The following is a 12044-nucleotide window of genomic DNA, read 5'->3' as shown; positions in this document are numbered from 1 at the left end:
GAGAGGTCGACATGTCAGAACAGACGCTGTCGCACACGACGACCACGGATTCCGGATCAGTACCGGATACCGCTGTGCTCGAACAGATGTACCGCTTGATGGTCACCACGACCCTCGCAGACAAGCGCTCGACGGAGGAGGCGAAGGCCGGCAGACTCCAGGCTGCCTTCTACCCCGTGCGGGGAATGGAAGCGGTGTGTGCGGCGATCGGCGCGGCACTGACCCCGCAGGACCGATTGGTCTCGACGTACCGCAACCTCGGCGACGCTCTCGCCAAGGGCGTCACCCTCCGATCGATCATGGCCGAGCTGTACGGCCGGGTCGACGGCACGTCGAAGGGCAAGGGCGGCCCGATGCACCTCCACGACACCGCGGTCGGATTCATGGCGACCACCGGCATCGTCGGCTCGGGACTCCCGATCGCGGTGGGTTTGGCGCTGGCCAATCAGCTCGACGGGAGCGGTGCGGCCACCGTCGTCACGTTCGGTGACGCAGCCACGTCCATCGGCGCGTACCACGAGGCGATGAACTTCGCCGCTCTGTGGAAGCTCCCGATCGTCTTTGTCTGCCAGAACAACCAATGGGGTGAGCACACCCCGATCGCCGAGTACGCGCCCTCCGTCGAACTGGCGAAACGAGCAGCCGCGTATTCGATCCACGCCGAACGCGTCGACGGCTTCGACCCGCTCGCGACGCTGCACGCCATCGAAACCGCCGTCGAGCGGGCGCGCCGAAACGAGGGCCCCACCTTCCTCGAATGCGTCACCTACCGGCTGACAGGACACAGTGGAACCGCCGACTTCTCGTACGTCCCCCGGGACGAACTGGAGGCTGCCATGAAGCGCGACCCGGCCCCGACATTCCGCTCGTGGCTGATCGATCAGGGGCTGACGACCGGCGAGCGAATCGACGAGCTGGACCGGGAGGCAGAAGCCTACGTCGCGGACGCCTTCCAGTTCGCGGAGAACAGCCCGCTCCCCGGCGAGGACGAGTTGTTCACCGACGTTTTTGCCGACGACACCTGGGTACGGAGTGTGAAGTGACCACCATCGAACGCAGCACCGAGACCGCCGTGATGACATCGGCGGCAGCAATGAACTCCGCCCTCGACGTGGCGATGGCCGCCGACGAGAAGATCATCCTCCTCGGTGAGGACATCGCCGAGCCCACCGGTGGCGTATTCAAAGTCAGCAAGGGACTCTCGACCAAGTACGGCGTCGAACGCGTCCGGTCGACACCGATCGCGGAACAAGCGATCGTCGGTACCGCGGTGGGACTCGCCCTCGGCGGATACCGCGCCGTCGCCGAAATCATGTTCTTCGACTTCATCGCAGTCTGCATGGACCAGGTGGTCAATCACGCCGCGAAATTCCGGTACATGACGGGCGGAGCCACGCCGACGCCGATCACCGTCCGAACGGTCGTGGGCAGCAGCCGGTTCGGCGCTCAGCACGCCCAGTCGCTCGAGGCCTGGTTCATGCACACCCCCGGAATCAACGTGGTGATGCCGTCCTCGCCGGCAGACGCGAAGGGCCTGCTCGCGGCCTGCCTCGAATCGGAAGACCCGTGCCTGTACATCGAGCACATCTCGCTCGCCTACAGCAAGAAGGAAGACGTGCCGACCGGGCATTACAGCATCCCGCTCGGACAGGCGAACGTGCTGCGCCCCGGACGAGACGTCACCCTCATCACCTACGGACCGCAGGTACCCGTGGTCGCACAGGCAGCCGAGGAACTTGCGGCCAAGGGCATCGAGGCTGAGGTCATCGACCTGCGGACCCTTGTTCCCCTCGACTTCGACACCATCCTGTCCTCGGTGGAGCGGACCCGACGTGCGGTCGTGGTGCACGAGGCGACCCAATTCTGTGGCCCGGGCGCCGAGATCAGCTCACGGATCCACGAAGAGCTCTTCAACGAACTGGTGGCACCGGTGCAGCGCGTGGGCAGTGACTACTCGCCCGTCCCGTTCTCGTCCGCACTGTCCGGCTATCCGACGGTGGCGAAGATCGTCCGCAGTGTCGAGGAACTGATGTGAGCGGCATGCAGACGATCGAGACAACCGGAACCGTCGGCGGTGACACCGACATCCCCTCGCTCGACGACTTCCGGGCCGCCGCGAAGGAGTTCCTCGACGGTGCCGCGCAGCCGCGGCGACCGCGCACCGCCGAGTCCTGGGGTGAGGGCGACGACACGTTCAGCCTCTTCCGGGGCGCGACGGCCGAGGACGCCGAGGAGGCATGTGAGTGGCGGCGTACGGTCTTCGACGCCGGCTTCGGATGGATCCGCGGTCCACGAGAATGGGGCGGTCGCGGACTGCCGTCGAAGTACGAGAAGGCATACCTGCAGATCGAGCGGAACTACGAGACGCCGTCGCGCTCACCGCTCGGAGTCAGCCTCGGCATGGTCGGACCCACTCTCGACCAATTCGGCTCCGACACCGCCAAGGAGCGGTGGCTGAAGGCCCTCTACCGGGGTGACGCGGTGGGCTGCCAGCTCTTCAGCGAACCCGCTGCAGGGTCGGATCTGGCGGCTGTCAAGACGAAGGCCACCCGGGTCGACGACCATTGGATCATCAGCGGACAGAAGGTGTGGACCTCTGGGGCGCACTACTCGGATGTGGGTCTGCTCCTTGCCAGGACGTCACCGGCCCCGCGCCACCAGAACCTCACCGCATTCGTGATCGACATGCACGCACCCGGCGTCGAAGTACGTCCGCTCCGGCAGATGACCGGTGGTGCCGACTTCAACGAGGTTTTTCTCGAGAACGTTCGTGTCGACGACGCGTACAGGCTCGGCGAGGTCGACGCGGGGTGGCAGGTTGCTCTCGCGACGCTCATGCACGAACGCGGCGCCATCGGAGGATCCGCGGGCGGCGGAAGCGGGCTGTTCGACATGAACCGCCTCGCCGGAATGCTCGTCCAGCTGGGTGCACAATTCGATCCGTCGATCCGTCAGGCATACGCCAAGGTCTATTCCGGCGTTGCCGCGGCGAAGGCGATGAGAGCGCGTGCGGAGGCCGCTGCGAAGGCCGGTCAGCTACCCGGACCCGAGATGTCTCTGTCGAAGCTGGCGCTCACTCGAAACTTGGCCGCACTCGCCCATCTCGTGAGCCAGGCGCTGGGACCGAAACTGCTCGCCGATACCGGCGAGTGGGGAACGTACTCCTGGTCCGAGTTCGTGCTGGGGGTACCGGGATTCCGACTCGGTGGAGGAACGGACGAGATCCAGCGGAACATCATTGCAGAGCGAGTCCTGGGATTGCCGAAGGAACCGGCCCCGGCGACGAGCACATCGACCAAGGGCTGACTGCCCATTCGGCGCCGTGGCCGGCCTGCGGGCGGGCCCCGGCATCCATACACACTCGAGGAGTTTCACATGGGAAGCTTGAACAATTCCGTCGCAATCGTGACGGGCGCAGGTCGAGGAATCGGCCGTGAACATGCACTGCTGCTGGCGGCAGAGGGCGCCAAGGTCGTCGTCAACGACCTCGGCGGCGGACAGGACGGTACCGGCGCGGCGTCGACCCCCGCTGAGGAGGTCGCAGCCGAGATCCGCGCGAATGGCGGAGAGGCCGTCGCGAACGGCGACGACGTCGCCGATGCGGCCGGTGCCCAGCGGATCATCGACACCGCCATCGACTCGTTCGGCCGCCTCGACGTCGTCATCAACAACGCCGGCATCCTGCGCGACCGGGTTCTCGTCAACATCGACGACGACGACTGGGATCTCGTGGTGCGGGTCAACCTCCGCGGAACGTTCCTGGTCACCCGCGCTGCCGCGCGGTACTGGCGCGAAGAGAGCAAGGCGGGACGGTCGGTCAACGGCTCGGTGATCAACACCTCCAGTGAGTCGGGGGTCTTCGGCAACCCGGGGCAGGCGAACTACGCCGCCGCCAAGGCCGCGATCGCATCCCTGACGCAGGTCAGCGCGAAAGAGTTGGAGCGGTACGGAGTTCGGGTCAACGCCATCCTCCCGCAGGCGCGTACGCGCCTGACGGTCAGCGCCTTCGGTGATGCGCTGTCCTCGGACGAAGGCAAGTTCGATCGGTGGGATCCCGCGAATGTCTCCCCGTTCGTCGTCTTCCTGGCGTCGCCGGAATCCGAACTGACGGGCGAGGTCTTCCTCGTCGGTGGCAGCCGCGTGCAGCGGATCAAGCCGTGGGAGAAGGATCCGGCCTGGAAGCTGCAGACGGAAGGGCGTTGGACCGTCTCCGATCTGGCCAAGGCCGTTCAGGACGCCGGAATCCCGTCGGGCCAGAAGTGGACCGCGAACCCGAACGCAGGTAAGAAGTGACCGCCGGCGCCATCCAGTCTGCACCGGAGACGGAAGAGGCTCGGATGCCCGAAGCGGTCATCGACGACGCGATGATCGCCTCGATGACCGCGAAGATCGGCGCACAGCTGCGGATCGACCATTCGGTGAACAACGAGGAGGCAACCCGCATCGCGGTGGCGAAGTTCGCCGGCGGCATCGGGGACGTCAACCCCCTCTGGACGGACGCGGACCACGGACGGCGCTCCGACTACGGCGCTCCGGTTGCTCCGCCCTCGTTCTCGATCGGCTGTTTCTCGGGAATCCAGTTCGGCTGGCCGGGCCTCGGCGCCTTCCACTGCGCGACCCAGATGGACCTCGCCGCACCCATCTATTGGAACGACAAGATCAGTTCCACCTGCCGCTACGACGGATTCACCGGCCCGCGGCCCAGCAACTTCGCCGGCAAGATGGTCACCGACTCCTTCACCAACACCTATGTCAACCAGTTGGGCCAGGATGTCGCCGAAATCCGCTGGCAGGTTGTCAATTACGAACGAGGCGCCGCGCGGAGCAAGAGCAAGAAGCGCGACATCCAGGTACCGCACCGCTGGACCGTCGAGGAGATCGAAGACGTCGAACGCCGGGTGGTGGCGGAAAAGCCGCGGGGTGAGAATCCTCTGTGGTGGGAGGACGTCACGATCGGTGATGCGGTCTCGACCATGACGAAGGGCCCGATCGGGCTCACCGACGAGGTCGCGTTCGTGGCCGGTGGCGGCGCACCCATTCCGCGGCTGAAAGCGAACGCATCAGCGGCGCACGACTATGCGGCGCACCCGGCGTGGGCGTTCCGTGATCCGGTGACCAAGGCGCGTGAGCCGATCTACTCGGTTCACTACAACCAGGCCGCGGCCAACGCGATGGGCGTCGCCTACCAGTACGACGTCGGATTCCAGCGCCAATGCTGGCAGATCCTGGCGCTCACGCACTGGTGCGGCGACAACGCCTGGGTCAAGCATGTGACCGCGGAATACCGAGGGTTCGTCTACCTCGGCGACGTCATCGAACTCGGCGGGACGGTGACGGGTAAACGCGTCGACGAAGACGGTGAGTACATCGTCGAACTCGAAACGTACGCCCGGAACCAGCGGGGAGACAACGTGATGCCGGGAACCGCTGTCGTGGCGCTGCCGAGCCGCACCACACCGAAGTCGCCGGTCGCGATCCGGGCACGAGCAAGCGAAAGCATTCGCTCTCATGTCTGACGTGATGTTCGAAGAGCGTGAGCAGTTGCGGTCCGCCGTCCGCAGCGTCATCGCACGACATCGGGATGTTCGCGGGTGGCTGGAATCGACCGCGGAGTCCGGGGACGGTTGCGACCTGGGTCTGTGGCGAACGCTCGCCGAAGAAGTCGGCGTCGCCGGTCTGCTGGTAGCGGAGGATCTCGGCGGCGCCGGCGCACAGGTCGCCGACGCTGCCGCGGTTTTCGAGGAGACGGGCCGTGCGTTGTCCCCGGTGCCGCTGTTCTCCACAGTGGGACTGGCCTCGGCGATCCTGCTGGGGTGCGGCGATGCACCAGACGCCCAGCGGCTGCTGCAGAAGGTCGCCGACGGGGCGGTGGTCGCGACGGTAGCGTTCCACGAGATCGACTCCGGATGGTTCCTGCCTCCCCGCTCGACCGCAGCCACGGAGAAGAACGGAGAATGGCACCTCACCGGAGCCAAGGGCTTCGTCGTCGATGCCGCGGCCGCCGACATCATTCTCGTCACCGCCGCTACTCCCACCGGAACAGGCCTTTTCGCGGTGGACGCCGACGTTTCCGGGCTGCAGAGGCGGACGCTGGAGTCGCTCGATCTGGTGCGCCCACTCGGCGTCGTCGAATTCGAGGACACTCCGGCGACACTCCTGGCCGTCGGTGATGCTGCGTCGCAGGCCGTCGCCGGTGGACTCGACCTGGCCGTCACCCTGCTCTCGGCGGAGCTGGTGGGGGCGGGCCAGCAGTGCCTCGACCAGGCCGTTGCCTATGTGAAGCAACGCGTGCAGTTCGATCGCAAGATCGGCAGCTTCCAGGCCATCAAGCACACGCTCGTCGACGTGCTGCTCGAGCTGGAGATGGCACGGTCCGCCGCTGATGCCGCGGCATCGGCGGCAGAGAAGTGGCTGCACAGCCCCGGACCCGAGAATGCGACCGCATTTGCGATTGCGGCGAGCGTGTCGAAGTCCGTGTGCGCCGACGCATTCATGCACATCGCCGAGGAAACGCTGCACGTCTTCGGTGGGATCGGGTTCACGTGGGAGCACGACGCACACCTGTACTATCGCCGGGCGAAATTCGGCGAACTGTACCTCGGCACCGCGGATGAGCACCGAGAGCGGGTAGCTCGGTTGTCCGGGTTGGGAGAGAGGCGTGTCTGACGTTCTGGTCGCCCGCTCCGAGGGGGTCGTGACGCTCACGCTGAACCGTCCGCAGCGCAAGAACGCGCTCACCGGTGAGCTCGTGGAAGAGGCGATCTCGGCCCTGGAGGAGATCGCCCGAACGCCCGACGACCGTGCGGTCGTGGTCACCGGAGCCGGTGGCGCGTTTTGCTCCGGCATGGACCTCGGGGCACCGCTGTTGCCGGACGAACTGTCCTTCATGCGTCGGGTGGGTCAGTTGTGCACGCTCCTCCATGAGCTGCCGCGACCCACCATCGCGAAGGTTGCCGGACCCGCCATCGGGTTCGGATGCAACTTCGCGTTGTGCTGTGACCTCGTCGTGGCGGCAGACGATGCCGTCTTCGGCGAGACCTTCGCGAACCTCGGCATCTCTGCTGACGGCGGGGCGTCGTGGTCCCTGCCCCGCCTCATCGGAGTCGCGAAGACGAAGGAGCTCCTGTTCTTCGGGCGCCAGCTGTCCGGCAAGGAAGCCGCGGAGATCGGGATCGCCAATCGCGCAGTACCCGCCATCGAACTCGATGACTTCGTCCAGGACTGGGCGCAGACGTTGGCGGACGGTCCGACATCAGCGCTGGCAATGATGAAAAGCCTGGTCAATGTGTCGACGGAGTCGTCGTTTCGACAGGCGATCGACCGGGAGGCGCTCGGCCAGTCGGTCAGCTTCAAAGGCCAGGAGGCGCGGGTCGCCGGCCGCGCCAGGATGAAGAAGCAAGTTCCCAATTTCCGGAACCCGTAATTCGACGGTCAGGAGCGGTATCAGCATGGTGTCGGGTGCGACCAGTCCCAATGGAATCCAGCTCGGTGGGTGTTTCAATTTCCGGGACCTCGGAGGGCTTCCCACTGCCTCCGGGACCTCGATTCGTGAGCGCATGCTGTTCAGATCGGACGCACTTGTGCGGCTCGACCGAATCGACCAGCGCCAGCTGTCGGATATCGGCCTTAGGACGATCATCGACTTGCGGACCCCCAAAGAGGTGGATCAGCAAGGTATGTGCTCGTGGTACGAACGGGACCCGGAAACGTACGCAATGCCGCTCGTGGCGTGGGAGACCTTGCCGACGAGATCCCAGTCGGAGGGATGGCGTACCCCTGAACCGATGATCGACGCGTACCGTGCCATGTTTGCCGAGGGCAGCGAGATGATCGCGGCGGTCTTGACCCTACTCGCCACCGACGCGGGAATGCCCGCGATCATCCACTGCACCTCGGGACGGGATCGGACGGCGATTGTCGTCGCCGTCCTTCTCGGGATCCTCGGCGTTCCGGACGAGCACATCGCCGAGGACTATGCGCGCAGCTCCGCGGGTATGCGACGAAGTCTCGAATGGATGCGCGCCAACGACCCGGTGGCGATGGCCACGATCGTCAAGGACGAGGAATCGATGGTGTACACGCCGCCCGAGGTAATGCTCGGGTTCCTCGACGCGTTCCGCGGCGATCACGGATCCTTCGACGACTTCGTCGAGTCGATCGGGCGGGGTGCCGAGGTCACTCGGATCCGGCAGTTGCTCACGGCCGGTGGCTGACCTCGGCGCCCTGCGCTACCGTCGCGGGCCTGTGAATGCGTCCTGCTGCCAGCGTTGTTCGCGCTCGAGTTGGTGCCGCACGTATTCTCGCGCCGCCTGACGGGTGGGGTGGGATTCGTCGGGTATGGCGTCGATGACGGCGGTCAATGCGGCGCGGAGGCGGATCGCATCGTCCTGAAGCTCCGCCAGGTCGGGGTGACGGGGTGCGGGGGTTTGGTCGAGCGCTGCGGTGAGGGATGCGCGGACGTCTGCGCGCTGATCGCTTCGGTCCAGGGCCGTCGCGAGGATCCTCCGCAACTCGTCGTTGCCGGCGTGGAGGGCCGGAATTTCTTCGGATGCGCGAACTCGCACCGAGCGCAGCATCTGGGCCACGGTCTTGCACACACTCGCGGCGTACTCGTCGTGCACGTGCGGAGCGATGTCGGTTTCGACGGCGTCGATGATCGAGGCGAGAACCACATCCGTGGTGGGATAGATCATTGCGAAGACCTCACTTTCCCGGGCGCGCTGCCGAACGTGGCGGCCAAACGCACTTCACTGTGGAATCCGATCTCGGCGGCGTTCCACACGAACCGCAACGGGGGCCGTTGTTGACGTCGGACCTGGGCGGCCGCGTGGTGTGTGTACAGAAACTGCAGCAGCCCGTACAGGTCTCGGTAATAGTCGATCCGCTCGACGGTGACCTCGATGCCGGTGCGGTCGTGATAGTAGGCCAGCGCCTCGGGAAGACCCCAGAGGCGCCGTCCGTGCCGTTCGATTTCGGGGATCATTTCCTGAATCTGGGCGAAGTCGTACGCCGGATCACCGAGCGCGGCGAGTTCCCAGTCGGACATCGCCACGATGCGCCCGTCCGACCAGACCTCCTCGCCGTGACCGTTGGTTCCCTTGCACAGCGTGATGTGCGGGCAGTCTTTCGGAGCCACCTGTAGAAGGCGAGCGACGCCTTCGGCAAGCGCCGGGCTCGGCTCGAACTGAAATTGAGCCAGCTGAGCCAGGTTTGCGCGAATCAGGTTCTCCGCGCAATCCGCCGGAGAGGCCGGTACCGCGAAGATGTCGCCGAACCCGAGACCTTTCCAGTCGGCGGTGTGCACGAGTGCGAGCTTGTCGAGATGTTCCTTCGACGCGGCAATTCGGACGTCGTCATACGCCTCGTCGGTGTTGCCGATGAAGGGTAGCCTCCAGTCGCCGGAGACGTGCGAGCGAACGTACGCAGGTCTCGCGTCCGGGCACCACTCGGCGTCGTCTTCGAACCACAGCGCCGTCGACGTGGGAATTTCCGAATCACGCAGAAGTCGGTAGACGTCGTACTCGGTCTGCAGTGGGGTCGGGATGGCACTCCCACTGGCGTGGTCGCGGCGGACGACGAACTGCCGCGGTGTCCACACTCCGGCAGTGCATACGGTGCCGGCCGCCGCCCATGTTTCGCGCGACACACCCCGCGAAAGCCGCTCGACCGAGTCGATTCGAATATCGGTTGCCTGCGGATCGATCTCGACGAGTCGTTCGTGGAACCACCGCTCGACGAAGTCGATTTCCCCGAGTTGTGCCATCACTGCAACCCGTACGGTGAGAAGGGGCCGTCGAGAAACAATTCGGTATGGCCGGCGCCGACCCATCGTCGACCATCGGGGGCGATCGTGGTCACCCGAGACAGGTATTCCTTGCCGTGCAGATTGCGGTAGACGGTGCCGTCATACATCGTGTGATCGAAAGGCTGCTTCGCGAAATCGAATTCGTCCCACTCCACGCTGACCCCGGGGCCGTGGTAGGTGCGCATCGACCCGCCATCCTTCCAGCTGCCGGCCTGGTAACCGATGGTGGCGGTGACCCATGGCGGCGACACCGGCTCGACGTGCTGCACCCATTTCCCTCCGTCGGCATCGTGCAGGGTGACCGTCCCCGCTCGCAACAGCTTCGTGCCGGGTACGAGTTCGAGTTCGTGTGAGCCACCAACCAGATCGACGGTCTCCTTGTCCCATCCGATGTGAAGCCTGCCCTCGAAGGGAGTGCCGAAGGTGTCGTTCATCGGTACCTGCTTGCCCTCGGGTGATTCGTGGATGGCGTAGAACCCCGACAGCTCATCGGAACCGAACAGGGTCCAGAATCGCAGGGCGCGAGGGATGCCCTCCGCCTCCCGCGGGGGAAGGAACCGCGGGTTCGGTGCAAGCGGGGGACGCTCGTGGTACAGCCCCCAGGAATGGTCCCGACTGCCGTACCAGTGTGCCGGGTCCACGTCGATTCGCTCACCGTCGATGTCGATCCATCCTCGCGCCGTTCCTGCCTGCGAGTATCTCGTCTGGTCCGTGGTCGGCCGCCCGCGATTGGTTGCCAGATGGTGCGCCTCCTCGTACGCCGGCGAGGTGCCCAGCCAATGCAGGTCGAATCGGATGCCGGAAGGGTTGTCGTCGAGGGTGAGACGGATGTCGCGGTAGGGTTCGACGACCTCGATGCGATAAGGGCCTACGGCGGTGTCGCACAGTTCGCGCCAGGTCCGGCTGAACCGGACGGTCCTTTGCACTCCATTGCGAATGAAGCCGACGTATCCACCGACGATGTCGGTGTTGGGATTGATTCGCAGACCCTGGAAGCAGACGATCCCCTTGTCGGCGGAGAACACACTGAAGAAGTAACCGTCGTCGAATCCGGGGTCCGTGTTGGACACTACGGACAGCGGGTGGGAGGTCTGGTGGACGGGAAGTTCGTCGTACGGGCTGAGCATGGTCTTCCTTTCACGCGACGGGCTCCGCACAGGCTGCACGCCGGATGCGGGAGGTCGTGCTGTCAGTGGCGTGCTCGGGTTCCGCCGCCGATGCGGCTGCGCCGAACTCCTGGGGGTTGCAGGCATCGAAGCCACGAGCGTGCGCCGAGTCGGCATCTACCGGAATCACGTTGCGCCGCACCGTGGACAGGTAACTCGTCCTTCGAATACCGGAAGCACTTGGCGGCGTCAATTGTCTATGTGACGATTATCGTATCGTAGTGTGAGGCGTCTCACCAGAGCAGTTGTCGAAGGTGTGCCGCGGGCGGCCGCGAGCGCTCAGGCGCGGTCGACGGGGCCGAGGTGATCGAGTTCGCCCGCGCCGAGCGGCCGCACGATTCGGGGCGCTTCGCCTGCATACATGTCTTCACCCAGGATCAACCCGTCAGCGCTGATCGGCCAGACGATCAGCGCCTGGTACTCCACGAGAAACCACGTGCTCGCATCGTCCTGTAGACCGTCGTGGCCACGAGCGGTCAGCATGGCGCCCGAATATGCGTGGCGGAAGATGCCCTCGGTGAGGACGGTGTCGTCGTCCACCATGACCCGGGAAATCTCGAACTCGAGCCGGTTCTTCCCGATCTCGATCGCCGCCCGGTAGAAGTTCGCCACCTCGTCATGACCCTGCGGTCCCACACTCGCCGAGGCGCCCCAGACCTGATACCGCGGTTCTGCGACGAGGGTCGCCATCAGTGCGGGCACATCGCCTCGAACTTCAGCCTCCACATGCCGTGCCACGACCTCCAGATTCGCGCGTAGCCGCGGGTTCTGCTCTGAGGCCGCGCGATCTGCGAGGAGTCGCCACGTCTCGGCGGCCTGTGGGCTCAATGGGGTGATCATCCGGTCACCTCTCGTTGTGGGTGGTTCCAGTAGAACTCAGATCAACGATGTCGTAAAGGCTTGTGATGCCGACCGTCGAGCGAGTCGTCGGCAATTGTCTCCGCGGCCATTGCCACGGGGGTGCCGGAGTGTCAGACTGACATAAGCGCAATAGTCGCGCAATGCACTATCTATCAATAGACTGTTGTCGCGGACGGCTCGTTCGCGACGAGCTGACCATGTTCTTCAGAGAG

12 protein-coding genes are annotated in these 12044 nt (G+C 65.2%); 8 read left to right on the top strand and 4 right to left on the bottom strand.

Annotated features, from left to right (window positions below):
* The first annotated feature begins 11 nt into the window (after positions 1–11).
* From CA951_RS29130 to CA951_RS29095, 8 genes are all read left to right on the top strand, one after another.
* Entirely contained in the window at positions 12–1043 is a 1032-nt protein-coding gene (locus tag CA951_RS29130) for a thiamine pyrophosphate-dependent dehydrogenase E1 component subunit alpha (protein ID WP_256974132.1), read from the top strand.
* The gene (locus tag CA951_RS29125) at positions 1040–2035 is read left to right on the top strand and encodes an alpha-ketoacid dehydrogenase subunit beta (RefSeq protein WP_087560151.1); all 996 of its coding nucleotides are present in this window, start codon (positions 1040–1042) and stop codon (positions 2033–2035) included. The genes CA951_RS29130 and CA951_RS29125 overlap by 4 nt, the downstream gene beginning before the upstream one ends.
* A gap of 5 nt (positions 2036–2040) precedes the next feature.
* Positions 2041–3306, top strand: coding sequence for an acyl-CoA dehydrogenase family protein (locus CA951_RS29120; RefSeq protein WP_256974142.1), 1266 nt, complete (start codon positions 2041–2043; stop codon positions 3304–3306).
* A 69-nt stretch (positions 3307–3375) separates the two neighbouring features.
* Positions 3376–4293 (top strand): SDR family oxidoreductase, encoded by a 918-nt coding sequence (locus CA951_RS29115; RefSeq protein WP_087560149.1) that lies wholly within the window; start codon positions 3376–3378, stop codon positions 4291–4293.
* 44 nt (positions 4294–4337) lie between these two features.
* Positions 4338–5516, top strand: coding sequence for a MaoC family dehydratase N-terminal domain-containing protein (locus CA951_RS29110; protein ID WP_256974131.1), 1179 nt, complete (start codon positions 4338–4340; stop codon positions 5514–5516).
* A complete protein-coding gene (locus CA951_RS29105) occupies positions 5509–6666 on the top strand; it encodes an acyl-CoA dehydrogenase family protein (RefSeq protein WP_087560147.1) in 1158 nt (385 codons plus the stop codon). The genes CA951_RS29110 and CA951_RS29105 overlap by 8 nt, the downstream gene beginning before the upstream one ends.
* On the top strand, positions 6659–7423 hold the full coding sequence (locus CA951_RS29100; protein ID WP_087560146.1) for an enoyl-CoA hydratase/isomerase family protein: 765 nt from the start codon (positions 6659–6661) through the stop codon (positions 7421–7423). The genes CA951_RS29105 and CA951_RS29100 overlap by 8 nt, the downstream gene beginning before the upstream one ends.
* 25 nt (positions 7424–7448) lie before the next feature.
* A complete protein-coding gene (locus CA951_RS29095; protein ID WP_087560145.1) occupies positions 7449–8213 on the top strand; it encodes a tyrosine-protein phosphatase in 765 nt (254 codons plus the stop codon).
* Between the two features lie 15 nt (positions 8214–8228).
* Here the strand turns inward: CA951_RS29095 and CA951_RS29090 are convergent, their stop codons facing one another.
* From CA951_RS29090 to CA951_RS29075, 4 genes are all read right to left on the bottom strand, one after another.
* Positions 8229–8693, bottom strand: coding sequence for a hypothetical protein (locus CA951_RS29090; RefSeq protein ID WP_087560144.1), 465 nt, complete (start codon positions 8691–8693; stop codon positions 8229–8231).
* A complete protein-coding gene (locus CA951_RS29085) occupies positions 8690–9763 on the bottom strand; it encodes a phosphotransferase (RefSeq protein ID WP_087560143.1) in 1074 nt (357 codons plus the stop codon). The genes CA951_RS29090 and CA951_RS29085 overlap by 4 nt, the downstream gene beginning before the upstream one ends.
* Positions 9763–10932, bottom strand: a complete 1170-nt coding sequence (locus CA951_RS29080; protein ID WP_087560142.1) for a hypothetical protein — start codon at positions 10930–10932, stop codon at positions 9763–9765. Before CA951_RS29080 ends, CA951_RS29085 begins: the two co-directional genes overlap by 1 nt.
* A gap of 318 nt (positions 10933–11250) precedes the next feature.
* Positions 11251–11811, bottom strand: coding sequence for a nuclear transport factor 2 family protein (locus CA951_RS29075; RefSeq protein ID WP_087560141.1), 561 nt, complete (start codon positions 11809–11811; stop codon positions 11251–11253).
* Positions 11812–12044: the final 233 nt, after the last annotated feature.

Source organism: Rhodococcus sp. NCIMB 12038 (genome assembly GCF_002165735.1).
Taxonomy (GTDB): domain Bacteria; phylum Actinomycetota; class Actinomycetes; order Mycobacteriales; family Mycobacteriaceae; genus Rhodococcus_F.
The sequence above is the reverse complement of the archived record's forward strand: the minus strand, read 5'-3'. Positions and strand labels throughout refer to the sequence as shown.

Excerpts from the sequence above, each read along its gene's own strand:
- CA951_RS29090 (WP_087560144.1), bottom strand. The coding sequence starts at position 8,693 with ATGATCTATCCCACCACGGATGTGGTTCTCGCCTCGATCATCGACGCC.
- CA951_RS29120 (WP_256974142.1), top strand. The coding sequence starts at position 2,041 with ATGCAGACGATCGAGACAACCGGAACCGTCGGCGGTGACACCGACATC.
- CA951_RS29115 (WP_087560149.1), top strand. The coding sequence starts at position 3,376 with ATGGGAAGCTTGAACAATTCCGTCGCAATCGTGACGGGCGCAGGTCGA.
- CA951_RS29105 (WP_087560147.1), top strand. The coding sequence starts at position 5,509 with ATGTCTGACGTGATGTTCGAAGAGCGTGAGCAGTTGCGGTCCGCCGTC.
- CA951_RS29110 (WP_256974131.1), top strand. The coding sequence starts at position 4,338 with ATGCCCGAAGCGGTCATCGACGACGCGATGATCGCCTCGATGACCGCG.
- CA951_RS29130 (WP_256974132.1), top strand. The coding sequence starts at position 12 with ATGTCAGAACAGACGCTGTCGCACACGACGACCACGGATTCCGGATCA.
- CA951_RS29085 (WP_087560143.1), bottom strand. The coding sequence starts at position 9,763 with ATGGCACAACTCGGGGAAATCGACTTCGTCGAGCGGTGGTTCCACGAA.
- CA951_RS29075 (WP_087560141.1), bottom strand. The coding sequence starts at position 11,811 with ATGATCACCCCATTGAGCCCACAGGCCGCCGAGACGTGGCGACTCCTC.
- CA951_RS29080 (WP_087560142.1), bottom strand. The coding sequence starts at position 10,932 with ATGCTCAGCCCGTACGACGAACTTCCCGTCCACCAGACCTCCCACCCG.
- CA951_RS29095 (WP_087560145.1), top strand. The coding sequence starts at position 7,449 with ATGGTGTCGGGTGCGACCAGTCCCAATGGAATCCAGCTCGGTGGGTGT.